General features: G+C 62.6%; 19 protein-coding genes. 7 read left to right on the top strand and 12 right to left on the bottom strand.

Annotated features, from left to right (window positions below):
* Window positions 1-40: 40 nt before the first annotated feature.
* The gene (locus EKH55_RS07930) at window positions 41-1,075 is read left to right on the top strand and encodes a GlxA family transcriptional regulator (protein ID WP_069458498.1); all 1,035 of its coding nucleotides are present in this window, start codon (window positions 41-43) and stop codon (window positions 1,073-1,075) included.
* Window positions 1,076-1,386: 311 nt separating this feature from the next.
* On the opposite strand, the gene EKH55_RS07925 is transcribed toward EKH55_RS07930, so the two are convergent.
* From EKH55_RS07925 to EKH55_RS07910, 4 genes are all read right to left on the bottom strand, one after another.
* A complete protein-coding gene (locus tag EKH55_RS07925) occupies window positions 1,387-3,000 on the bottom strand; it encodes a BCCT family transporter (protein ID WP_069458499.1) in 1,614 nt (537 codons plus the stop codon).
* 57 nt (window positions 3,001-3,057) lie between these two features.
* Complete coding sequence (locus EKH55_RS07920) at window positions 3,058-3,474, bottom strand: universal stress protein (protein ID WP_069458500.1); 417 nt, start codon at window positions 3,472-3,474, stop codon at window positions 3,058-3,060.
* A gap of 475 nt (window positions 3,475-3,949) precedes the next feature.
* Window positions 3,950-4,879 (bottom strand): pseudouridine-5'-phosphate glycosidase, encoded by a 930-nt coding sequence (locus tag EKH55_RS07915; protein WP_151611293.1) that lies wholly within the window; start codon window positions 4,877-4,879, stop codon window positions 3,950-3,952.
* Between the two features lie 78 nt (window positions 4,880-4,957).
* Window positions 4,958-5,905, bottom strand: a complete 948-nt coding sequence (locus tag EKH55_RS07910; RefSeq protein ID WP_151611292.1) for a carbohydrate kinase family protein — start codon at window positions 5,903-5,905, stop codon at window positions 4,958-4,960.
* Window positions 5,906-6,135: 230 nt separating this feature from the next.
* On the opposite strand from EKH55_RS07910, the gene recA reads away from it, so the two are divergent.
* Window positions 6,136-7,218 carry a recombinase RecA gene (gene recA / locus EKH55_RS07905; RefSeq protein WP_069458503.1) on the top strand — a complete coding sequence of 361 codons (1,083 nt, stop codon included), beginning with the start codon at window positions 6,136-6,138 and terminating at the stop codon, window positions 7,216-7,218.
* Between the two features lie 228 nt (window positions 7,219-7,446).
* Window positions 7,447-10,110 carry an alanine--tRNA ligase gene (alaS, locus tag EKH55_RS07900; RefSeq protein WP_151611291.1) on the top strand — a complete coding sequence of 888 codons (2,664 nt, stop codon included), beginning with the start codon at window positions 7,447-7,449 and terminating at the stop codon, window positions 10,108-10,110.
* 51 nt (window positions 10,111-10,161) lie between these two features.
* On the opposite strand, the gene EKH55_RS07895 is transcribed toward alaS, so the two are convergent.
* Together EKH55_RS07895 and EKH55_RS07890 are read right to left on the bottom strand one after the other, a co-directional pair.
* Window positions 10,162-11,820 carry a SulP family inorganic anion transporter gene (locus EKH55_RS07895; RefSeq protein ID WP_069458505.1) on the bottom strand — a complete coding sequence of 553 codons (1,659 nt, stop codon included), beginning with the start codon at window positions 11,818-11,820 and terminating at the stop codon, window positions 10,162-10,164.
* Between the two features lie 180 nt (window positions 11,821-12,000).
* Entirely contained in the window at window positions 12,001-12,399 is a 399-nt protein-coding gene (locus tag EKH55_RS07890; RefSeq protein ID WP_151611290.1) for a RidA family protein, read from the bottom strand.
* A gap of 218 nt (window positions 12,400-12,617) precedes the next feature.
* Between EKH55_RS07890 and EKH55_RS07885 the strand changes: the two genes are divergently transcribed.
* A complete protein-coding gene (locus tag EKH55_RS07885) occupies window positions 12,618-13,337 on the top strand; it encodes a helix-turn-helix transcriptional regulator (RefSeq protein WP_069458506.1) in 720 nt (239 codons plus the stop codon).
* 30 nt (window positions 13,338-13,367) lie between these two features.
* On the opposite strand, the gene EKH55_RS07880 is transcribed toward EKH55_RS07885, so the two are convergent.
* Together EKH55_RS07880 and EKH55_RS07875 are read right to left on the bottom strand one after the other, a co-directional pair.
* Window positions 13,368-14,117, bottom strand: coding sequence for an HAD-IIB family hydrolase (locus tag EKH55_RS07880; protein ID WP_069458507.1), 750 nt, complete (start codon window positions 14,115-14,117; stop codon window positions 13,368-13,370).
* A gap of 220 nt (window positions 14,118-14,337) precedes the next feature.
* Entirely contained in the window at window positions 14,338-15,552 is a 1,215-nt protein-coding gene (locus EKH55_RS07875; RefSeq protein ID WP_069458624.1) for an NADP-dependent isocitrate dehydrogenase, read from the bottom strand.
* 221 nt (window positions 15,553-15,773) lie between these two features.
* On the opposite strand from EKH55_RS07875, the gene EKH55_RS07870 reads away from it, so the two are divergent.
* Together EKH55_RS07870 and murI are read left to right on the top strand one after the other, a co-directional pair.
* The gene (locus EKH55_RS07870; RefSeq protein ID WP_069458625.1) at window positions 15,774-16,601 is read left to right on the top strand and encodes an RNA methyltransferase; all 828 of its coding nucleotides are present in this window, start codon (window positions 15,774-15,776) and stop codon (window positions 16,599-16,601) included.
* The gene (gene murI, locus EKH55_RS07865; protein WP_069458508.1) at window positions 16,588-17,391 is read left to right on the top strand and encodes a glutamate racemase; all 804 of its coding nucleotides are present in this window, start codon (window positions 16,588-16,590) and stop codon (window positions 17,389-17,391) included. Before EKH55_RS07870 ends, murI begins: the two co-directional genes overlap by 14 nt.
* Window positions 17,392-17,420: 29 nt before the next feature.
* On the opposite strand, the gene EKH55_RS07860 is transcribed toward murI, so the two are convergent.
* From EKH55_RS07860 to EKH55_RS07845, 4 genes are all read right to left on the bottom strand, one after another.
* A complete protein-coding gene (locus EKH55_RS07860) occupies window positions 17,421-19,628 on the bottom strand; it encodes a xanthine dehydrogenase family protein molybdopterin-binding subunit (protein ID WP_151611289.1) in 2,208 nt (735 codons plus the stop codon).
* A complete protein-coding gene (locus EKH55_RS07855) occupies window positions 19,625-20,602 on the bottom strand; it encodes an FAD binding domain-containing protein (RefSeq protein ID WP_069458510.1) in 978 nt (325 codons plus the stop codon). Before EKH55_RS07855 ends, EKH55_RS07860 begins: the two co-directional genes overlap by 4 nt.
* Before the next feature lie 3 nt (window positions 20,603-20,605).
* The gene (locus tag EKH55_RS07850; protein ID WP_069458511.1) at window positions 20,606-21,208 is read right to left on the bottom strand and encodes a (2Fe-2S)-binding protein; all 603 of its coding nucleotides are present in this window, start codon (window positions 21,206-21,208) and stop codon (window positions 20,606-20,608) included.
* A 150-nt stretch (window positions 21,209-21,358) separates the two neighbouring features.
* Window positions 21,359-22,249: a helix-turn-helix domain-containing protein gene (locus EKH55_RS07845; protein WP_151611288.1), complete on the bottom strand. Its 891-nt coding sequence runs from the start codon at window positions 22,247-22,249 to the stop codon at window positions 21,359-21,361.
* Window positions 22,250-22,601: 352 nt separating this feature from the next.
* On the opposite strand from EKH55_RS07845, the gene EKH55_RS07840 reads away from it, so the two are divergent.
* The gene (locus tag EKH55_RS07840; protein WP_151611287.1) at window positions 22,602-24,116 is read left to right on the top strand and encodes a helicase HerA domain-containing protein; all 1,515 of its coding nucleotides are present in this window, start codon (window positions 22,602-22,604) and stop codon (window positions 24,114-24,116) included.
* Window positions 24,117-24,307: the final 191 nt, after the last annotated feature.

Below are 24,307 nucleotides of genomic sequence, written 5' to 3'. Positions count from 1 at the left end.
AAGTGCGCGCCGGTCCGCCGAGGATCAGAGGAGGTCTTCCATGAGACTGGTGAGTGCTGAGCCGCGTCTGGTAGTATTTTATTTGGTGCCGGAATTCACGATGATGGCATTCTCCTCGGCGATCGAGGCTCTACGGATGGCCAACGCCGCCCTTGGTTACGAGGCCTATGGCTGGCGTGTGGCCACGGGCGACGGCGGGAAGATCCGCGCGAGCTGCGGCCTCACCCTGGAATCCGACAACTCAATTGCCGAAGAACGCCAGCACCTCATTACTCATCAGCGGCCCGCCCTGGCGATCGTTTGCGGCGGCAAGAACGTGCATCGTCATAGCGATCGGGCGGTCGAGGCATGGCTGCGCGAATGTCGGCATCGGGGCGTGGCGATCGGAAGCCTTTGCACCGGTGCTCATATCCTCGCGAAAGCGGGGCTGTTGAACGAGAAGAAATGCGCGCTCCACTGGGAGAACATTCCCGGCTTCGTCGAGGAGTTTCGCGGCGTCGATGTCAATACCGGGATTTATGAAGTCGACGGCAGCATCTTTACCTGCGCCGGCGGCGCCGCCTCCTTCGACATGATGCTCCACATCATTCAGCGCGATGTCGGCGAAGAGGTCATCGGCAGCATATGCGAACTCGCGCTGGTGGACCGCGTGCGTGGGCCTGGTGAGCGGCAGCGCATGCCTTTTGCGCAACGGGTCGGGGCGCAGGATCGAACCGTGATGATGCTGGTCGAGAAAATGGAGCAGAGTCTCGCCGATCCGATGCAGATCGACGAACTCACCGCATCCGTGGGGCTCTCGCGCCGGCAGATCGAACGGATCTTCCGCAACGAACTGCGCTGCTCACCGGCGCGCTACTACCTGAAGCTTCGTCTCGAACGCGCCCAACACCTGCTGGTACAAACCTCCATGCCGGTCGTGGAAGTCGCCATCGCCTGCGGCTTCGTATCGGCTTCCCACTTCTCGAAGTGCTATCGTGAAACCTATGGCTGTTCGCCGCAGGACACGAGAAATCGCAACAGCCACAGCAAAAGGACTCCGGCGCGGCGTTTGCGCGAATTTGCCTCGGCCGCATAACGGGTGCTTCTACGGCAGCCATACGATCCGAAGGCCATATGACTTACAGCGCCGCCCGTCTGAAAAGACGGGCGGCGCTAAAGTTTTGCCTCTCGATAGCTCGCATCGTGCTGTGCCGGCCCATTCTGCGCACCGTTTCGTCTGCTGCACGTTCTCGGAGCGCAAGGACGCGTGGAGAGCGAAATGCTGCAGCAGGCGGATTACCGTTGCCTCGAAGCCGGGGCCGACAGCGTCAACGCCCCGCGTATCCGGCGGGGCGTTAAGTAGTCTTCAGCACCGTGCGTGCTTTACGACAAGCAGGTTCCGACTGCTTAGCGCGGTTCGCTCGCCAATCCCTTGATGATGGCAAAGCTGGCGAGCAACAGCACGATAGTGAAGGGGAAGCCGGTCGAAACCGCCATCGCCTGCAATGCGCCCAGGCCGCCGCCCAGAAGAAGCGCGATCGCGACCAAGCCCTCGAAGGTTGCCCAGAAGACACGCTGCGGCGTCGGTGCATCCACCTTTCCACCGGCTGTAATCGTATCGATCACCAGCGAGCCGGAGTCCGATGAGGTCACGAAGAAGACAATTACAAGAACGATCCCGATGAAGGACGTGATCGCCTGCAGTGGCAGCGCCTCCAGCATCGAAAACAGTTTCAGTTCCAGCGGTGCATCGACAATGACCTGGTAGCCGTCATTGACGATCTGGCTGATTGCCGTGCCACCGAAAGCCGTCATCCAGAAGACCGAAACGAGGGACGGGATGATGAGGACACAGGTGAGGAATTCGCGCACGGTGCGCCCGCGGGAAATGCGGGCAATGAACATCCCGACAAAGGGCGACCAGGAGATCCACCATGCCCAGTAGAAGGCCGTCCAGCCGTCACGGAAGTTGTCGTCGGTGCGCCCGAACGGGTTCGACAGTTCCGGCAGGTAGCGTGCGTATTCATAGAGGTTGGTGAAGAAGCCTGTAAGGATCGCCCAGGTCGGCCCGACGACAAGCACGAAGAACAGGAGCAAGGCGGCCAGGATCATGTTGATTTCCGACAGGCGCTTCACCCCGGCATCGAGACCCGCCACGACGGATCCGAGCGCGATGGCGGTGATCCCGACGATCAGAAGCACTTTCGAGACGTCGTTGACCGGCAGGCCGAACAGATGATTGAGCCCGGCATTCGCCTGTTCGGCGCCGAACCCGAGCGAGGTGGCAAGACCGAACAGCGTCGCGAAGACTGCGACCACATCGATGATGTGGCCCGGCCACCCCCAAGTGCGTTCGCCGAAGATCGGATAGAAGATCGAACGGATCGTAAGCGGCAGCCCCTTGTTATAGGCGAAAAGAGCAAGTGCAAGCGCCACCACGGCGTAGATCGCCCAGGGATGCAGGCTCCAATGGAAAATGGTCGCGGCCATGCCGAGATGGCGGGCGGTCACAATATCGCCTGGGGCGCCGCCGAGCGGGGCCCAACTGTCCGCCGTGCCGGCATCCTCCGCCACGGAAGAGGAGAAATGCGAGATCGGCTCGGAAACGCCGTAGAACATCAATCCGATGCCCATGCCGGCGGCAAACAGCATCGCGAACCAGCCGGAATAGGAATAGTCGGGCGTGGCCTCCTTTCCGCCGATCCGCACCTTGCCGTAGGGCGAGACAATCAGGAAGAGGCAGAGCAGGACGAAGATATTGGCCGAGAGAAGGAAGAACCAATCGAAGGTCGACGTCAGCCACTCACGCATGCTGTTGAAGATTGGACCCGCCTGCTCCTGAAAGGCGAGCGTCAGCAGCACGAAGGCCACGGCCGTCAGGCCGGATATCAGGAAGACGGGGTTGTGAATGTCGAGGCCGAAGGGCCCGATTTGCGCAGTGATGTTGTCCTGACCGATTTCGTAGTCGGTGTCGATCAGCGCCGAAGGGCCTTCAGGGGCCGGAATTCCAGCATCGCTCATGGAATATGCTCCTCAGATATTGCTATGAGTTGTCGTGATCGGTCCGGTAGAGACCGTTCAACTGCGGACCAGGAATACGGAGGCATTCGTGTGGGTTGCCAGGCGGCCTCCGTTGGATGGCCAGAGATGATCGGCAACATTGGGAATGTGCGTCGCCATGACGACGAGGTCACTTCCCGTGTTCTTGACCGCCTCGACCAGGGCATCGCCGAGATCCACTGCCGGGTCGTGACTGACCACCGACTCCGACCGGGTCGAGATGCCGTGACGAGCGCCCTGGTCCTTCGCGAAAGCCGCCAGCCTCGCGGCATATTCCGCAGCGTTATGCCCGAGTGGACCGGGGGCTGAGGCCGTGACGCCCACATAAGCAACGGGAGCATTGTAGAGCTTGGAAAGTTTTGCCGCCGTATCAAGGGCACGCTCTAGCTTTTCGACATGCGCCAGATCGACGGGAACCATTATTTTCGTGTACATTTCCCCTCCAGTTTTGTTTACCGGTTGACCTCTTCTCTTCTCCTTTTCTCATGGTGAATTGCGGTTGCGGCTTTTGATCGCGAGTGGTCCACGCGCCGGCAGTCTTGTATTGCAGTCCGGAAGATGTTGTGCAAAAGCCGGTGCGCGGGTCCGGATTTCAAGCGCCGGAGTTCCTGCTCGTGAGGACGCGCTGGCCGCGTCTCTTGATGTCGTTTGGTCAATCCTACGTAAGAATTTGCGCCGTCTCGTGTCGTCGTCCAGGCGACGACACAGCGAGCAAATGCGACATTCCTGTCGCATTCCGTTTCAGATCGGGATTTCTTCGATGTTCAGCCTGCCCGGCACCGCAACCCAGCTATCGCCGGCAGCCCCCGCGACTATGTCGGATTTGTGCGCGGCGCCCGAGTTCTTGCCGAGGTCGCGACGATACTGCCGAAGCCCAGGAGTATACCGTCGAGCAAGCGGAGAGTTGCGACTATTTCGCGGCCAGTGCGACGGCGATCTCGGCGGCGAGCCGGGCATTGTTCTCGACGAGCGCGATATTGGTTTCGAGGCTGCGGCCTTCCGTCATGTGAAAGAGGTTGTCGAGCAGGTAGGGCGTCACCGCCTTGCCGGAAATGCCGTCGCTCGCGGCATTGTCCAGCGCGCGGGTGATGTAGATTTCCATCTCTTCGCGCACAATCTCGCTTTCCTCCGGCACCGGATTGGCGACGAGCATTCCGCCATCGACGCCGAGCTGCTCGCGCATGCGTTGGAAATTGGCGATCGCCGCGGGGCTGTTCAGCATCAACGGGCTCTTGAGGCCGGAGTCGCGCGACCAGAAGGCGGGGAAGGTTTCGCTGTCATAGGTGACCACCGGCACGCCCCGGGTCTCAAGTACCTCGAGCGTCTTAGGAATGTCGAGAATCGCCTTGGCGCCCGCACAGACGATGATCACGTTGGTGCGCGCGAGTTCGTCGAGGTCGGCGGAAATATCGAAACTCAGTTCCGCGCCGCGATGAACGCCGCCGATGCCGCCGGTCGCGAAAACGCCGATGCCGGCGCGGGCGGCGGCGATCATCGTCGCGGCAACGGTGGTGGCTCCGGTGCGGCGCTCGGCGATCGCAAAGGCGAGGTCGGCGCGCGAAAGTTTCATCGCCTCTTCAGTCTTGGCAAGCGCTTCCAGCTTCGCGTCGTCGAGGCCGATATGGAGGGTGCCGTGGATGACCGCGATGGTCGCGGGCACCGCCCCTTGTTCGCGTATGATCGTCTCGACGCTGCGCGCCATGTCGAGATTGCCCGGATAGGGCATGCCGTGGGTGATGATCGTCGATTCCAGCGCGACGATCGGCGCGCCGCGCGCTTTCGCGGCCGCGACTTCGTCGGAATATTCCATCGGCAGGGATGGGTTGGAAGGCTTCGTCATTGTTCTTCGCTTCTGATCGAGTGTTGGAGCAGGATACCGGGAGAGGCCGCCAGCGGCTCCTCCCTTCGATTGGCAATCTCATGACAGCATTCGCGGCACCGGCACAAGGGTCAGCGCCTCCCGGAGATTGTTTAAAGACATCTCTTCCGCAGCCGCGTAGCGCGAGCGGAGCGCAATCATGGCGGCGGCCATGCCGTGCCGCAGGGATGCGGCGAGTTCCAGACCGGCGAGCCGGGCGGAAAGGAAGCCGGAGGCCAGAGCGTCGCCGGCGCCTGTTACGTCTGCAAGGGCGGGCAGGGCAGGCGGCGAGGCGAGGCAGGCACTCAACCGGTCGAAGGCGACCGCCGTCCGACCTCCGCGTGTCACCACACCGCCGGAGAGCCCGGCCGCCCGCAGAAGGGAAGGCCACGCCTCGGCATCGGCGTTATCCGCTCCTGTCAGCGCGCGTGCTTCCGCCTCGTTCATGAACAGGAAATCGAGACCGGCGAGGCATTCGCCATATCGGATCACCTTGGCGGGGGAAACGGCGATGCCGGCGACGAGACGACCGTCTCCGCTTGCGGCGCGGACCAGCGCCGCCAAGGTCTCCTGTGGGAGGTTGGCGTCCATCAGCACGAGGTCGCTCGCGGCGACCAGTTCGCGTGTTGCCCGCTGCAGCAACCGGCGCGGCGAGAAATGCGCATAGAGCTCCATGTCCGCGAGCGCTATGACGAGGTTGCCGTCGTTTTCAAGGATCGCCGTGTAGCTCGGCGTCTTGCGATCGAGGAAGGTGAAGGGGCAGTCGATCACTCCGGCCACCGCTGCGGCCGCAGCGATCAGTTCGCCGGCCGCATCGCCGCCGCGCGGGCTGATCATGCGCACCCGGTGCCCGAGGCGTGCGAGATTGCGCGCCGCATTGAAGCCGCCGCCGCCCGTCTCCTCGAACCACGTTCCGGGATTGCTTGCACCCGGCGCCGTCCGGCCACTGATACGGCCGCGGCGGTCGATATGGGCGCCACCGAAAACGGCGATCCTATGCTGCTTCATGCGTCACCTCATCATGCGAATCGGACTGGCTCGACAGGTCTGGGCGAAGCTCCGCGCCGTCCCACGAAAATGGAGTACAATGGCCCGTGAACAGGAATCGAACGATTGGCGAATAACCCATATGTTTCAATTGGTTGATGTGCCATTGCCAAATCGGAACAAAGCGTGTACAAAAACTCCTGCGGCGGCTTCATTGCCTCAACAGCTCCAATAACCTAAAGGTGGACCCAATGGCACAAAACTCTTTGCGGCTCGTAGAGGACAAATCGGTGGATAAAAGCAAGGCACTTGAAGCGGCGCTCTCCCAGATCGAACGCGCGTTCGGCAAGGGATCGATCATGAAGCTAGGCGCCAAGGATAGCGTCGTCGAGATCGAAACCGTCTCGACCGGTTCGCTTGGCCTCGATATCGCGCTTGGCATCGGCGGCCTGCCGAAAGGCCGCATTATCGAAATCTACGGCCCGGAAAGCTCGGGCAAAACGACGCTGGCATTGCAGACCATTGCCGAAGCGCAGAAGAAGGGTGGCATCTGTGGCTTCGTCGACGCCGAGCATGCTCTCGATCCGGTCTATGCGCGCAAGCTGGGTGTCGATCTCGAAAATCTCCTGATCTCGCAGCCCGATACCGGTGAGCAGGCGCTGGAAATCACCGATACGCTGGTTCGCTCCGGCGCGATCGACGTGCTGGTCGTCGACTCGGTCGCAGCGCTCGTGCCGCGCGCCGAAATCGAGGGCGAGATGGGCGACAGCCTGCCGGGCATGCAGGCGCGCCTGATGAGCCAGGCGCTGCGCAAGCTGACCGCATCGATCTCCAAGTCCAACTGCATGGTGATCTTCATCAACCAGATCCGCATGAAAATCGGCGTCATGTTCGGCTCGCCGGAAACGACCACGGGCGGCAATGCGCTGAAGTTCTATGCATCGGTCCGGCTCGATATCCGCCGCATTGGCTCGGTCAAGGAGCGGGAGGAAGTGGTCGGCAACCAGACTCGCGTCAAGGTCGTCAAGAACAAGATGGCGCCGCCCTTCAAACAGGTCGAGTTCGATATCATGTATGGCGAAGGCGTGTCCAAGACCGGCGAACTCATCGACCTCGGCGTCAAGGCGGGCATTGTGGAAAAGTCCGGGGCGTGGTTCTCCTATAACAGTCAGCGTCTCGGCCAGGGCCGCGAGAACGCCAAGCAGTTTCTGCGCGACAATCCGGATCTTTTGCGCGAGATCGAAATGGCGCTCCGGCAGAATGCCGGCCTGATAGCCGAGCGGTTCCTTGAGAACGGCGGGCCGGAGAGCGACGGCGAGGATGCCGCCGAATAGCGGGCAGAGCAAACCAGCTTTCGCCCGGAGGACCGGCCCTCGGCATGAGCGGCCGGTTTTTGCTGCCGTCTGGACAGCGTGATATGCGGAAGATAAAAGCCTGTGGTTCCGATGGCAGCGGCCATCGGGGAGGGCGGCTACGAGCGATAGACGCGGGGTCGAAGGTTACGGCACTGAAGCGCGGGACACCTGCGCTTGCGGCCGGAGTGTGCACAGATAGGACGCAAGATGAGCGGCGTGAATGAAATCCGGTCGGTGTTTCTCGACTATTTCCGCAAGAACGGCCACGAGATCGTGCCGTCGAGCCCTCTGGTGCCGCGCAACGATCCGACGTTGATGTTCACCAATGCCGGCATGGTGCAGTTCAAGAACGTCTTCACCGGGCTGGAACAGCGTCCGTATTCGACGGCGGCGACCGCGCAGAAATGCGTCCGCGCCGGCGGCAAGCACAACGACCTCGACAATGTCGGCTATACCGCGCGTCATCACACCTTCTTCGAGATGCTCGGCAATTTTTCCTTCGGCGATTATTTCAAGGACCGTGCGATCGAGCTTGCATGGAACCTGATCACCAAGGAATACGGGCTCGATGCGAAGCGGTTGCTCGTCACCGTCTATCACACCGATGACGAGGCCTATGACCTCTGGAAGAAGATCGCCGGTCTCGGCGACGACCGCATCATCCGCATTCCGACGAGCGACAATTTCTGGGCCATGGGCGATACCGGCCCTTGCGGCCCGTGCTCGGAGATCTTCTACGATCATGGCGAAGAGATCTGGGGCGGACCGCCGGGCTCGGCCGATGAGGACGGCGATCGCTTCATAGAGATATGGAACCTCGTCTTCATGCAGTACGAGCAGGTGACGAAAGAGGAGCGCATCGATCTGCCGCGTCCATCGATCGACACCGGCATGGGCCTGGAACGTGTCGCCGCAGTCCTGCAGGGCCAGCACGACAACTACGATATCGACCTCTTCCGGGCATTGATCGCGGCATCGGAGGAAGCGACCGGAGTAAGGGCTGAGGGCGAACGGCGCGCGAGCCATCGCGTCATTGCCGACCATCTGCGTTCCTCCGCCTTCCTGATCGCCGACGGCGTGCTGCCGTCGAACGAGGGCCGCGGCTACGTGCTGCGTCGTATCATGCGCCGCGCCATGCGCCATGCGCAGTTGCTCGGTGCCGAGGAGCCGTTGATGTGGAAGCTGCTGCCGGCACTCGTCGGCCAGATGGGTCGTGCCTACCCGGAGCTGATTCGCGCCGAAGCGCTGATCTCCGAAACGCTGAAGCTCGAGGAGACCCGTTTCCGCAAGACGCTGGAGCGCGGCCTCAACCTGCTTGCGGACGCCTCGACCGGTCTCTCCGAAGGCGATCGGTTCAATGGCGAAACCGCCTTCAAACTCTACGACACCTACGGGTTCCCGCTCGACCTGACACAGGACGCGCTGCGCGCCAAGGGCATCACCGTGGATACGGACGCCTTCGCCGCAGCGATGGAACGGCAGAAGGCGGAAGCGCGGGCCAATTGGGCCGGTTCCGGCGAAGCGGCGACCGAGACGATCTGGTACGAGCTCAAGGAAAGGCACGGCGCCACGGACTTCCTGGGCTACGACACGGAGGCGGCCGAGGGCGTGATCCAGGCGATTGTTCGCGACGGCACGGTCGTCGATTCGGCGAACGAGGGTGAAGGCATCCAGGTGATCCTGAACCAGACACCTTTCTATGGGGAGTCGGGCGGCCAGATGGGCGATACCGGCGTCATCACCACCGAGACGGGCCGATTGACCGTCACCGACACGCAGAAGCGCGGCGAGGGGCTCTTCGTTCACTATTGCATGGTCACGGAAGGCAGCGTGAACACCGGAGAAGCCGCAACGCTGACGGTGGATCATGCGCGGCGCACGCGCCTGCGCGCCAACCACTCGGCAACGCACCTCCTGCATGAGGCGCTGCGCGAGGTGCTCGGCACCCATGTGGCGCAGAAGGGCTCGCTGGTCGCACCCGAACGCCTGCGTTTCGACGTGTCGCATCCGAAGCCGATGACGGCCGAAGAGCTGAAGATCGTCGAGGAGATGGCGAACGAGATCGTCGTCCAGAACACGCCGGTCACGACTCGCCTGATGAGCGTCGACGACGCGATCGCCGAAGGCGCGATGGCGCTCTTCGGCGAGAAATACGGCGACGAGGTTCGCGTGGTCGCGATGGGCGAAGGTGTTCGCGGTTCCAAGGCCGGAAAGCCCTATTCGGTTGAGCTCTGCGGCGGCACACACGTCTCCGCGACGGGCGATATCGGCCTGATCCGTGTCGTCTCGGAAAGCGCCGTCGGCGCCGGCGTCCGCCGCCTCGAAGCGTTGACCGGCGAGGCGGCCCGCGCCTATCTGAACGAGCAGGACGAGCGGGTGAAGACGCTCGCGGCGGCACTCAAGGTGCAGCCGGCCGACGTTCTCGGCCGAGTCGAGGCGCTTCTTGACGAGCGGCGCAAGCTGGAGCGGGAACTGACCGAGGCGAAGAAGAAGCTGGCACTTGCCGGCGATGGCCAGAACGGCTCGGGCGAGGCGGCCCGCGAGATTGGCGGCGTCCGCTTCCTCGGCAGGGTCGTATCCGGCGTCGAGCCGAAGGACCTGAAGAGCCTCGCCGACGACGGCAAGAAGACCCTCGGCTCTGGTGTCGTCGCCTTCGTCGGCGTCTCGGGTGACGGCAAGGCAAGCGCTGTCGTTGCCGTGACCGACGACCTCACGTCCAAGGTCAGCGCCGTCGATCTGGTGCGTGTCGCCTCGGCAGCGCTTGGCGGCAAGGGCGGCGGCGGTCGGCCGGACATGGCTCAGGCGGGCGGTCCGGACGGCGGTCGGGCAGCCGAGGCAATCGAGGCAGTGGCGCTGGCGCTGGCCGGCTGAGTCAAAATACGCTTCAGGAAGAGGGCGCCCGCTGCAACGGCGCCCTTTTTTTCATGCGGCCCTTTCGGCACGGATGGTCTCGAGTGCCGCCGGAACGGATGCACGCATCAGGACGCGCGGCGGGCGGACGTGGTGCTGGTAAAGCGTGCGGCGGACCTGCGACCTGGCTCCGGTAATGATGAAGCGGACGCCGCTTCGTTCCGCCTTCCGAAGCGTCCCTTCGATGACATTGGCGGCCGTCGAATCCATAAAGGGAACTTCGGAGCAGTCGAGAATGAAATTCCGGCGTTGATCGGCTATCCGATCGAGAACGGTGCCCACGGTGGCAGCGGAGCCGAAGAAGAAGATGCCGGAGATGCGGTAGATAACGGTATCCGGGTCGTCCGCGACGACCGGATGCTCCTCTTCGCCATTTTCCCGCTTCAAAATCGCCAGGGGCGTGGTCTCTCCAACGGAAATGCTCCTTGCCATGCGATCGATGAACAGTACCGCGCCGAGGGCGAAGCCGATCACGATCCCCTCGGTCAACTCTCGAAAAACGACGATCAGAAAGGTGGCGAGCAGGACGACCGCATCGCCATAGGAGGATCGCAGCAGCGCCATGAAGGCCGGCTTCTCGATCATGTTCCAGGCGACGATGGAGAGCACCCCGGCAAGTGCGGCAAGCGGGATGTAGCTTGCGAGCGGCGCGGCGAGCAGCATGAAGAGAAGCAGAAAGACCGAGTGCAGCATGCCCGAGACCGGGCTCGTGCCACCGGCGCGCACATTGGTTGCCGTCCGCGCGATGGTGCCGGTCACGCAGATGCCGCCGAAGAGGGCCGAAAAGAAATTTGCGATCCCCTGAGCGATCAGTTCCATGCTCGAACGATGCCTGCGCCCAGTCATTCCATCGGCGACGACGGCCGAAAGCAGCGATTCGATCGCTCCTAGAAGGGTGAAGGAGACCGCATCCGGAAAGACTGCGAGCACCTTGTCCGGCGAAAGTGGCGGCAGGGCAGGCAGCGGCAGTCCCCGCGGAATACCGCCGAAGCGGGTGCCGATCGTCTCCGCTGGCAATTGCAGCAGGGCGACCACGGCCGACGCCGCGGCAACCGCGATCAGCATGCCGGGCCAATGGGGCCTTACGCGCCGGAGTGCGAGGATGATGCAGATCGTCAGGGCCGCAGTCAGCACGGATGCCCAATTGACCGTGCCGGCTGCCCCGGCTAGCGCGACGACCTTGTCGACGATCGGGCCCGGCTCAGCGCCCGGCAGGGTGAGCCCGAAGAGATCGCGCAACTGGCTTGCAAAGATGATCACGGCAATTCCGGCGGTGAAGCCGACGGTCACCGGATAGGGAATGAACTTGATGTATTGGCCGAGCCGCAGATAGCCGGCGGCGACCAGCATGAGGCCGCTCATGGCGGTTGCCAGCAGCAGACCGTCGACGCCGTGTCGTGCCACCGTCGCAGCGACGAGCACGATGAAAGCGCCGGCTGGCCCGCCGATCTGTACGCGGCTGCCGCCGAGCAGCGAGACCAGGAAACCGCCGATGATCGCCGTGTAGAGCCCGCGATCGGGCGTAACACCGGAGGCGATGGCAATCGCCATCGAAAGCGGCAGGGCGACGATGGCGACCGTCAGGCCGGCAAAGGCATCCGCCTTCAGCCGCGCAAGATCGTAGCCCTCGGCAAACACGCTGGCAGTCTTCGGAACCATGGAATCGGGCATAGGCAACGCTTTCCGGACGCCGTCACGTCGGGATCGAACATGCACGGCACGCTTAGCGTATCTGAGTCGCGCCGGCGCACAAGCAGGATACAGCCGACGGCAAGCCGGCAGGATCTGTCAAGTCGAAGTGGGATTTGACCGTTCCCCCGGCGAAGCGCAGAAAGCGATTCTAACAGGTACTCAATCCAACAGGAGGACAGCCTCAACCTCGAAAAGCATAGGGTCGATGGCGAGCTTTGGCACCGGCACCAAAGTCTGCGCAGGCAGCTTGGCACCGAACGTCCGCACCACGTTCTCGGTGAGCACGCTCAGTTTCGACATATCGTGGTCAACCACGAAAACTGTCAGCTTCACGACCTGGTCCGGGCGAGCGCCAAGCGCGGCGATCACGGCGGCGAGGTTCGCGTAGGCTTGCTTCACCTGTTCGCCGAAATCGGACGAGAGTGCGCCGGTGTGGTCCTGTCCGCCTTGCCCTGAGATAAAAGCCAACCGACCGGAAGCCGGGGTGATGACCGCTGTGCTGTAGCCATTCGGCGTCGGGTCATGCAGGTGGGAAGGGTTGACGATGACCGGCTTTATGCTGGCGCCGGCTGTTTGGTTTTGCTATGTCACGTTTGGTCTCCTTACTGAGTTGTCATGACTCGCCTAAGGTAAATCGGTGCCATAATTTGGCACCAAATGTGCTACTGCATGTCTCCTTTTTATCGACCTCGATTCAAGAACAAGGACATGCAGCAATTCAAAGTGCTACAGCGACCTTTGCGCGTCTGATAAGACGCGCGGCGTAGGGTCCGTAAATGAACATCCGCCTCAGACATGACGCCATAGTGCGCATCCTCCGGCGCAACGGGACTTCAACGGTCGCCGAATTGGCGGAGGAAATTGGCGCTTCCAGGCGAACGGTGCTGCGCGACATCGGAGCGCTGCGTGACCAGGGTTTCGTCATCCATTCGGAATCTGGCCGGGGCGGCGGGATTCAGCTCGACCCGGAATCGGTGCAGACCACTACTCGGCTCTCCGTGACTGAGGTGTTCGCGCTCATCATCAGCGTTGCGGCAATGCGCGCGGCCCGATCTCTTCCCTTCTCCGATCTCGCCGATTCGGGGCTTGCCAAGATCGAAAAGGCATTGTCGGCAGACAAGGTGCGAGACCTGCGCCGACTCCTCGATTGTCTGTACATCGGACACTTGTCGCCCAAGCAGGATATTTCGGACCTGGGATCGATCGATCCCGCGCTGCTGTCTGCCTTCGAGACGGCATTTCTCCAGCGGCTACATCTGCGGTTCCACTATCGTGACGCCAAAGGAGTAGAAACCATCCGCGAAGTCGAACCTCAGGCGATGCTGATCCTGCCGCCACTTTGGTACCTCGTGGCCTGGGATGCCGCCCGCGAGGATTTCCGCCACTTCCGCATGGACAGGATCAGCAAGCCGGAAATCGTGGAAGGCACGCAGTTTCGTCGAAGACACGTACCCTTCGAAGACGACGTTTGCCCTTTCAGCGAGATGCCACGCTGAGATCGAGCGCGCCCCACGGTCCGGTGAACCTCACCGTAGTGCGCCCCAATATTTCAGGCCTTCGATGACGCCATCCGCGTGGCAAGCGGATGCCAGGAAGTGTCGGCGATCCAATGATGGGGAGTCGCGAAGTTCGGAAAGCGCATTGGCGACCACGACGCCGCGGACATACGGCATCTCGAACATCTCCCGGTCGTTGCCGCTGTCGCCGGCAACGACGACTTCGTCGAGGCCGATCGATAACCGGCGGCAGATCCAGCCGAGCGCACCGCCTTTTCCGCCGGCCGTCGGCACGATGTCGAGGTCGCGGCGGCTGGAATAAACGAGCTTTACCGCCAGGCCCGACGCAGCGAAGAGCCCGGCAATCTCCGTGATTGCCGCTTCCGGGGCGTCGGCCAGATGCCAGCTTATCTTGTGAGGAAGCTGGTGCAATTGCGGCTGCGGAACGGCCCCCTCGATCGACTGCATGACAGCGGCGATCGTTTGCGCCTCGAAGGGAGGGCCAAGCTCTTCCAAAAAGGCCTGCAGCGGACCGGGCATGCGCATGTCGGCGATTACCGTGCCGACCCCAGCGATCACGTAGTCGGGCCTCGGCAAAAGCATGGCCTCGACCAGGGACAGCATGTCGTCGGCGGTGCGCGCGCTGTTATAGACGAGCAGCGGCCGCTGGTCCCTGTTCAGCGCATGCCAGGTGTGGCGGAAGCGTTCGGCCGCCGCCTCGTCGCCGAGCAGCGTCCCGTCTATGTCGGATGCCAGCATCCTTACCGGACCGTTTGTCATCTTTCCCGTTCCCACTCTTCATCAAATGGTCGGAAATCTGCCCCTTCGTCCCGCTGCCCGTCCTGCACAGCAGTTGCGGAGGGTGGACCGCAACCTTCTCCCACGGGCAGGAGAAGGCACGGGTGGCAACGCCTTGCCCCTCGCGAACACATTATAGCAGTCAAAATACAAGAAACCCGGCGCGAGGCCGGGTTTCCAGATCGTTGTCCATGCGGCTGGTTCAGGCAGCCATCGCTTTCCGAAGGTTCTCGTCGATCTTGTCGAGGAACCCGGTGGTCGAGAGCCAGGGCTGGTCGGGACCGATCAGCAGGGCGAGGTCCTTCGTCATGAAGCCCGATTCGACCGTGTCGACGCAGACGCGCTCGAGCGTCTCTGCAAACTTCGCGAGATCCGCATTGTCGTCGAGCTTGGCACGGTGAGCGAGGCCGCGGGTCCAGGCGAAGATCGAGGCGATCGAGTTGGTCGAGGTTTCCTCGCCCTTCTGGTGCTGGCGGTAGTGGCGGGTGACGGTACCGTGGGCGGCTTCCGCCTCGACCGTGTTGCCGTCCGGCGTCATCAGCACCGAGGTCATCAGGCCGAGCGAGCCGAAGCCCTGCGCGACGATGTCGGACTGGACGTCGCCGTCATAGTTCTTGCAGGCCCAGACATAGCCGCCGGACCACTTGAGCGCCGAGGCGACCATGTCGTCGATCAGGCGGTGTTCGTACCAGATCTTTTCGGCCTTGAACTGCTCGGCGAACTCTTCCTCGAACACCTTCTGGAAGATGTCCTTGAAGCGGCCGTCATAGGCTTTCAGGATCGTGTTCTTGGTCGAGAGATAAACCGGAACCTTGCGCTGCAGGCCGTAATTGAACGAGGCGCGGGCGAAGTCGGTGATCGATTCGTCGAGGTTATACATTGCCATGGCGACGCCGGCGCCCGGCGCGTCATAGACCTCATGCTCGATCGTCTCGCCGTCGTCGCCGACGAACTTGATCGACAGCTTGCCCTTGCCCGGGAACTTGAAGTCGGTGGCGCGGTACTGGTCGCCGAAAGCGTGGCGGCCGACGATGATCGGCTTGGTCCAGCCGGGGACCAGGCGCGGCACGTTCTTGCAGATGATCGGTTCGCGGAAGATCACGCCGCCAAGTATGTTGCGGATCGTGCCGTTCGGCGACTTCCACATTTTCTTGAGGCTGAATTCTTCGACGCGAGCCTCGTCGGGGGTGATCGTCGCGCACTTGACGCCGACGCCGTGCTTCTTGATGGCATTGGCCGCATCGACGGTCACCTGGTCGTCGGTCGCATCGCGGTTCTGGACGCTGAGGTCGTAATATTCGAGATCAAGGTCGAGATAGGGATGGATCAGCTTGTCTTTGATGAACTGCCAGATGATACGGGTCATCTCGTCGCCGTCGAGTTCGACGACCGGATTGGCGACCTTGATCTTTGCCATGAACATGCCTCGTGCTTTGCGGGACACCGGCTCGATGTCCCTCCGGTGGAAAAATCCAGAGCCCTATAGCACCGTGGGTGGGGAAGGCAAAGCATGCTTGGTCGAAACTTTCGATCTACGCGGACCGGTGGCCGACGGGCCCGTCCGGGAGCGAAAGCAGCTTTAATTTTCGCGCCATTTGTGCGAGGGAGGCGCCGGACGAAGGCGAAGGCAAGGATGGCATGGCAGGGACCAACAGCGAGCGCGAACTCTTGACGGAAGGCCCGGCGATCATACTCGCCTATCCGCAACTCGGCGAGAATATCGGCATGGTGGCGCGCGCCATGGCGAATTTCGGGCTGTCGGAACTGAGGCTCGTCAATCCGCGCGATGGCTGGCCGAACGAGAAGGCGCGGTCCGCCGCCAGCCGTGCCGACCACGTGATCGACAATGCCAAACTCTATGGCTCGCTCGAAGAGGCGGTCGCCGATCTCAATTTCGTTTATGCGACCACTGCCCGCGATCGCGACGGCTTCAAGCCGGTGCGCTCGCCGATCGTCGCGGCGCGGGAGTTGCGCACGCGCTTCAAGGGCGGTGAAGCGGTCGGGATCATCTTCGGCCGCGAGCGCACGGGCTTGACCAACGAGGAGGTGTCGCTCGCCGACGAGATCGTCACGTTCCCGGTCAATCCGGCTTTCGCGTCGCTGAACCTGGCGCAGGCCGTGCTGCTCATGTCCTATGAATGGCTGAAGACCGGCATGGCCTCGGAGGACGAGACCTCGTTCCAGGCGATAGCGCAGCGTCCTGCCACGAAGGAACAGCTTCAGGGCCTGGTCGACCACATGGAGGAGGCGCTGGAGGCACGCAACTATTTCCGTCCCGCCGACAAGAAACCGAAACTGATGGAAAACCTGCGCGCTGTCCTGACGAGGCCGGGCTTCACCGAATCCGAAATCCAGGTGCTGCGCGGCGTCATCTCCTCGCTCGACCGCTTCACGCGGGAAAACCCACGCGGTTCGGGCGCGCCGGACCAGGGCAGGAAAGCACGGAGCGGCGGTGACGACGACTGAACCGAAACCCATTCTGGTCTTCGACAGCGGTATCGGTGGACTGACGGTGCTGCGCGAAGCGCGAGTGCTGATGCCCGAACGGCATTTCATCTATGTCGCCGACGATTCCGGCTTTCCCTATGGCGGTTGGGAGGAGGGCGCCCTGAAGGAGCGCGTGGTCGCGCTCTTCGGCAGATTGCTGGCCGAACACGATCCGGAAATCTGCATCATCGCCTGCAACACGGCCTTCACCCTGGTCGGCGCGGAGCTGCGCGCCGCCTATCCACAAATGACCTTCGTCGGCACGGTGCCGGCAATCAAGCCGGCAGCCGAGCGCACGCGCTCGGGAGTGGTAGCGGTGCTTGCCACGCCCGGCACGGTGAGGCGTGCCTACACCCGCGACCTCATCCAGTCTTTCGCCTCGCAATGCCATGTGCGACTCGTGGGATCGGAAAACCTGGCGCGCATGGCCGAGGCCTATATCCGCGGCGAAAAGCTGGAGGACGAAACCGTCCTCGCGGAGATTGCCCCCTGCTTCGTGGAACTCGATGGGCGGAAGACCGACATCGTCGTACTCGCCTGCACCCATTATCCCTTCATGGCCAATGTCTTCCGGCGGCTGGCGCCATGGCCGGTCGATTGGCTGGATCCCGCGGAGGCGATTGCACGGCGTGCACGCTCGCTGGTGGCGCTGCCGAACGGCTTCGAACCGCTCAATGGCGAGGATCCGGCGATCTTCACCTCCGGCAAGCCCGATTTCGCCACGCGCCGGCTGATGCAGGGGTTTGGGCTTGCCGTTACTTCCCGCTAACGCGCGACATCAGAAGGCCGTTGCCATGGTTATGCGGTCAGGACATCCTCGATGTGGATCGGCAGGGAGCGCACACGCTTGCCCGTCGCGTGGAATACTGCATTGGCTATCGCCGGTGCGGTACCCACCAGAGCGATCTCGCCGAGCCCTTTTACACCAAGCGGGTTTACATGCGGATCGACTTCATCGACGAAGAGCGCTTCCAGCTTAGGAATATCGAGATTCACGGGCATGAGGTAGTCGGCCATATGGGCGTTGACCGGTCGGCCATCACGCGGATCGAGAACAGTGCGCTCCATCAAGGCCATGCCGATGCCGCCGATCATCCCACCCGTGCATTGGCTTCTGGCAAGCAGCGGATTGACGACGCGCCCGATGCCATATGCCCCGACGATACGGCGCACGCGGATGGTTCCGACATCGGGGTCAATGGCGACTTCGGCGAACACCGCGCCGAAGGAATGCATCGAATAGCGTTCCGCCACTTCGGGATCGCGCTGTGCAGATCCCTCCGCCTCCACCGGCGTGCCGGTCCTGGCGATGATGTCCCGGTAGGACATGCCGGGCGAGGCATCTCCACGGCGCCGCAGGCGTCCTTCGCTCCACTCGAGATCGTCCACCGACCCTTCAAAGACCGGTGAGCCGCTATCCGCGACGGCCCGGCTTGCTGCCTGCGCCTGCGCCTCTACGCAGGCCGCTCGAATTGCCGATCCCACCGACGCCATGGTCCATGATCCGCCATGCGACGGCGTCTGTGGGTAGGCAGACTGGCCGAGGCTGAAGCGAACCTGCTCCGGTGGCAATCCGAGGAATTCCGCGGCGACCTGGGTCATGGACGTATAGGTTCCTGGTCCCATGTCGCTAGCCGCTGCCTCGACTTCGGCCAGACCGTCCGCGAGCAGCCGTACTCTGGCGCTTGCAGGTGCATGGTAGGCCGGATAGGTGGCGGTTGCGGCTCCCAGGCCGATCAGAAGACGCCCGTCGCGCATGGAACGCGGTTCGGGTGTTCTCCGAGCCCAGCCGAAGCGTTCAGACCCGAACTCATAACATTGCATCAGTGAGCGACTGGAGAACGGCTTGTTTTCGGCTTCGTCGCGTCGAGGTTCATTTCGCCGCCTCAACTCGATCGGATCGATCCCGAGCTTATAGGAGAGCTCGTCCATCGCACTTTCGAGCGCAAAGATGCCGCTTGCCTCACCTGGACCACGCATGTGATTGGGCGTGCTGGTGTCGAGTTGCGCCAGGCGGTACTGGGTGCGCACATTGGGGCAGGAATACAGGTAGGCGGTGGCGGCGGTCAGTGCCTCCGTGAACTGCTCGTAGCGGCTCGTTTCGCCCGTGCCTTCGTGTATAACTCCGGTAAGCTTGCCATTCGGCGTCGCGCCAAGCGCAATCCGTTGAAGCGTGCGCGGCCGGTGGCCGGTCGTGAAGAACATCTGCTTGCGGGTCAGCACAAGCTTGACGGTTCGCCCTGTTTGGCGCGCGGCAAGTGCCGCCAAGGTGACATGCGGCCAGGTCCTCAGACTTGTTCCAAAGGCTCCACCAATGAATGGGCAGATGACCTCCACATTCTCGACGGGCAGACCAAACACCGCGGCGATCTCGGCTTGCTCATTGACCAGGTACTGGCTCTTGCTCCAAAGCGTCAGTCGATCGCCGCTCCAGGCAGCGATCGTCGCGTGCGGCTCCATGGGATTGTGGTTTTCTCGGGCAATCTCATAGGTCTCGTCGATCATGACCGGCGCCTGCGTCACCGCGACATCGGCGTCGCCGCGTGATCCGTCGGACGACTTCGGAGCTATCCTCTCTATGATCCGGTCTGCATGGTCGACGAGCGGCCGCTTAGCCACGTATGTGATACGCAGTGCGGCCGCAGCGCGCTCGGCGTGATCGAGGTTGTCCGCAACAACGATGGCAACGGGTTGACCGTAAAAGTGCACCTGGTCGTCCTGCAAGACATGAAGGCGCTCACCCACGGCCGGGTCTATGACCCCTTTATGCGGCAGATAGGGCAGCTTCTGCGCATTGCGGTACGTTATCAAGGCAACAACGCCCGGCATGCGCTCGACCTCGGTGCTGGCGATCTCCGTCACTCGGCCGAGACCCACAGTGGCGCTGACGATCACGGCGTAGAGCTGGCCCGGTTGGTTGAAATCGGCGGCGTAGCGTGCCGCGCCGGTGACTTTTGCGCCACCATCGACGCGGGTCAGAGGCTTTCCGATGAAGCTCACATTCATGCTACTTCTCCCGCCAGTTCCAGCGCCCGGACGATCGTCCGCGGCAAGAGTTCGACTTTGAACTGGTTGTGACGCAACGGCCGCGCGCCCTGCCTGGCGATTTGCGCAGCTTCCTCGAAGGCCCCACGTTCCGGTCTCTTTCCGACCAGTGCGGCTTCACAATCCCGCAGCCGCCACGGCCGTGTGCCGACCCCGCCGACGGCGAGACGGACTTCGCGGATCACTCCAGCCTCGATCGAAAGCGCAGCGGCTGCCGAAACCAGCGCGAATTCATAGGAGGCGCGGTCGCGGACCTTCAGATACCGCGCCCGGCGGCTGTGTGGTCCGCCCGGCACACGGATTTCGACGATGAGCTCGCCCGGGAGCAATGTGTTTTCGAGATGCGGCGTGTCACCCGGCAACCGGAAGAGTTCCTCGACCGTGAAGCTGCGCTCGCCTTGCGGCCCCTTGACCCGCAACGTGGCGTCCAGTGCTACCAGGGCGACGGCGACGTCGGAAGGGTGGGTGGCGACGCAGTGATCGCTCGTGCCGAGGATCGCATGACCGGAATTCAATCCGTCGATCGCGGCGCATCCGGAGCCCGGTGTGCGCTTGTTGCAGCCGGCATCCAGCATTCGAAAATAGGGACAGCGCACCCGCTGCAGCAGGTTGCCGCCCATCGACGCCATGTTCCGCAGTTGCGGCGACGCGCCCTCGATCAGGCTTTCCGCGATCAGCGGCTGCAGGCGTTGGACGTTCGGATCTGCGGCGACCTCGGCCATGCACGCCAGTGCGCCGATGACCAGATCTGCACCCTCTACGCGGATGCCGCCGAACGGAAGGCTGTTGATGTCGATGAGCCGATCCGGACGCTCGACCTCCTCGCGCATCAGGTCGATGAGTGTCGTGCCGCCGGCAATGAAGCGCGCGCCGGAAGCGGCCGCCGCAATCGCGTCTTCGGTGCTACGAGGCTTCTCCAAAGTGAAGGGGAACATGGCTCAGCTCCTCCTGGCCGCGTCGGCGACGGCTGCGACGATGCCTGGATAGGCGCCGCAGCGACAGATATTGCCGCTCATCCAGAACTGGATTTCCTCCGGCGAGCCCGCATGGCCTTCGGCAATACAGCCGAGACCAGACATGATCTGGCCAGGCGTGCAGAATCCGCACTGCAATCCGTCGTGCTCCACGAACGCTTCCTGGAGGGGATGAAGCGCGCCGTCCTTCTCGAGCCCCTCGATCGTTTCGATCCGGGCGCCGTCGTGCATGGATGCCAAGGTGAGGCAGGAGACGATACGTTTGCCGTTCACAAGAACGGTGCACGCGCCGCAGGCACCTTGGTTGCAACCCTTCTTCGTGCCGGTCAGATTGAGGGTCTCGCGCAGGACGTCCAGCACCGACTGGCGCGGGTCGATGGTCAGCGTGTGGGCACGCCCGTTCACGGTCATCGTCAACGTCACGGTGTTTGCGGCAGCGGCATTCGTCGCAGCCACAGATGCTGACGGCAAGGCGGCCAGTGCCGCTGCCGCGGCTGTAGCCTGAAGCGCTTCCCGGCGCGAGATGACAGGACCGGGCGGATGCAGTTCTGACGGATTCTCGGCCATGAAGGAACATCCTCTTCAGCTAGGTGATCGGGGCAGAGAATAGAATCCATACCGCCACGTCACTGTCGCGATCTTTTGAAGTTGTTTGGATGTTGCGACGATCGACAGGCGCGGCTCGACAGAGAGCCGTGCCGAACCAGGGCCCGATCTTCAGAGCCGCCGGCGGAACTCGCTCGGTGTGAGGCCCACCACCTTGCGAAAGCTCGCGGAGAAAGACGATTGTGTTTCGTATCCGACGATAAGAGCGATATCGATAATGCGCAGCGTTCGGTCCTTGAGCAGCGTCTTGGCATAGGCGATCCGCTGGCGGGTCAGCCACACATAAGGCGTATGTCCGGTGGCCGCGCGGAAGGCCGTGCAGAAATGGAAGCGGCTCAAATTGACCAGATCTGCTAGTTCCTGAAGCCGGATATTCTCCGCGAGATGTTCGCGTATATAGGTCGTCACGCGCTTGACTTGCCAACTCGACAGACCGCGCCGCGGCCCCGGCGAGATCGGCACCGAAGTTGCGGAGTGCGCCCTGAGGAGCTGGAGGCAAACAAGATCGAGGAGTTGCTCAATGAACAGGTGCGATATCGCATCGCCCGAACTGACTTCGTCATTGATCAACGTCATGATCGTGAACAGCTTGGGGTCGCTGAAATGCACGCGGCCGAGAAGGTCGGGTTCCCGACCGTTTCCCACCTGATCCGAGCAGGCGACAAGGCGGCTACGCCCCAGGAAGGCGTTCGAGACCTCGACGGCACCATCCACACGCCAGAACCCCTTATGCCCTCTCGGCCAGAGCGTTATCATCCCGGACCTTGCCGGAGCAGAAATCGTTTGGCGGCCGATCTTTACCGAGGCGGTGCCGGTGCCGGCATATGTCGCGGAAAGAATATGATCTTCGAGGGCCGGCAAATCGTATTCGAATGGCTTGTTATGCCAGCGGCCAACGAGCCGTGTGTCGCCGGAAAACGCCTCTGGAACGACAGGGGGCGATACGCCTCCTTGCAAACGGCGAAGATGAACCGTCGTATCCGCAAGCGCATTTCCGCCCATGGAGGACATCTCCTATCGATCTGCAGGAGCCTTCGTCTGCTGTGAGGATTAGCATTTCTCGCGGCGATCGATAAGTAACACTTTTGTCGGTCGCTGCTGACGTGGTCATCCGCCCGTTCTGATCATCGAGTGCGATGGCTCCGTTGGCCTGGTGCGCCGCCGTGGCGCACCTGCGGGCAAAAGGCGAAATTGTCCCAGCTGAGTATTCCTGTGGGTTGTTGCAGTAGGCAGCGTCTCAGTGAGGCGATCCGTGCTACTGCACGTCTCTTAAATCGAACTCGATTCAAGGGCACGGGCGGGATCTCAAGGACCTGGGCGGGATCCCGAATCAATCTGTGACGAAGAGGTGGGAATGAAAGTCGGCATCGACATGGGAACGACGTCCGAAGGGACTTCGGCCTCGCTCGATATCGAAGAGCTTCTGGCGACGCGTCTCCTCGTGCAGGGTAACTCCGGCTCCGGCAAGTCGCATCTTTTGCGCCGCCTGCTCGAACAGTCCGCACCCTGGGTGCAGCAATGCATCATCGACCCGGAGGGCGATTTCGTCACGCTCGCCGACAGGTTCGGACACGTGGTCGTCGAAGGCGAGCGCACGGATGCGGAGCTGATCGGCATCGCCACCCGCATCCGCCAGCACCGCGTCTCCTGCGTACTGTCGCTCGAGGGAATGGACATCGAGCAGCAAATGCGCAGCGCCGGCGTGTTCCTGAATGCGATGTTCGATGCCGACCGGGACTATTGGTATCCGGTACTGGTCGTCGTCGACGAAGCGCAGATGTTCGCGCCTTCCGTGGGTGGGGATGTCTCGGAAGAGGCGCGCAAGATTTCTCTCGGCGCCATGACGAACCTGATGTGCCGCGGCCGCAAGCGCGGACTTGCCGGTGTGATCGCCACCCAGCGACTGGCGAAGCTCGCGAAGAACGTCGCGGCCGAAGCGTCCAACTTCCTGATGGGACGGACCTTTCTCGATATCGACATGCAGCGCGCCGCCGATCTCCTCGGCATGGACCGGCGCACCGCGGAGATGTTCCGTGACCTGAAGCGCGGTTCCTTCGTGGCGCTCGGACCGGCGCTTTCGCGCCGTCCGCTGAAGGTGACGATCGGTTCGGTCGAAACATCGGCCCGCTCGACGAGCCCGAAGCTGATGCCCTTGCCGGAAGCGCCGCAGGACGTGGAAGACCTGATCTTCACGCCAGATCCGGAGGAATTGGCCCGGCCTGTCATTCGCCGTGCGGCCCCGCAGCCGCGCCCGGCAAGCGACATTCTGGCCGAGTTGTCGCGCCCGCGACCGGAACCGGCAGCGCCGCTGGAAATCAAGCCGGCGCAGCCGGAGATGTCGGCAGAGGAGCGGGGGGCGCTGCTCGATGGCCTCTTCGCCGAAATCCTTGCCAATCCGGAAGCCGCCTTCCGCCCCGATGCGGAACTCTATCAGGACTTTCTCGTGCGCTGCCGCATACGCCGTGTGCCGGGGGCTGCGCTCACATTGAGCGCCTTCCGTCGCAAGATGGCTGTTGCGCGCTCCGGCGTCGATCCGGAGACCGCCGCGACCGATACATGGGGCTCTGCCGTCCAACTCGCCGAAAGAGTGACGGAGGACCTGCAGGCAGTGTTCCTGATGATGGCCCAGGCCGCCGTGCGGGGTCTGCCGTGCCCTTCGGATGCAATGATCGCCCGCGCTTACGGTACGCACTCCGCGCGTCGCGCCAGACGGTTGCTCGGCTACTTCGAGGAGCAGGGGCTGATCGTCACCCATGCGGATTTTTCTGGAAAGCGCATCGTCGCTTTCCCCGACCTCGGCAAGGAGACCGCGCCGGGCGATGCCGACGCGCCCGATGCAGGAAATGCCGGACGCGCCGCGGCCGAGTGAGCCTCGGCGCAAGACGGCGAAGGAAAATCTGCCACCTGCGTCATATTCCGTTGACAAATCAGCGTCCTCTGCGTAAAGACCCGCCCAACGCCGGGCAGCGATGCCCGGTGTTTCATTTGACATGTCCCGTGGCTTCTTAGCGTTCGCGTGATCGCGAGAAGCCTGTCAGAACTCCAAAAACGAGTTCAGAG

The organism is Sinorhizobium alkalisoli (assembly GCF_008932245.1).
In the GTDB taxonomy this organism is placed as follows: domain Bacteria; phylum Pseudomonadota; class Alphaproteobacteria; order Rhizobiales; family Rhizobiaceae; genus Sinorhizobium; species Sinorhizobium alkalisoli.
The sequence above is the reverse complement of the archived record's forward strand: the minus strand, read 5'-3'. Positions and strand labels throughout refer to the sequence as shown.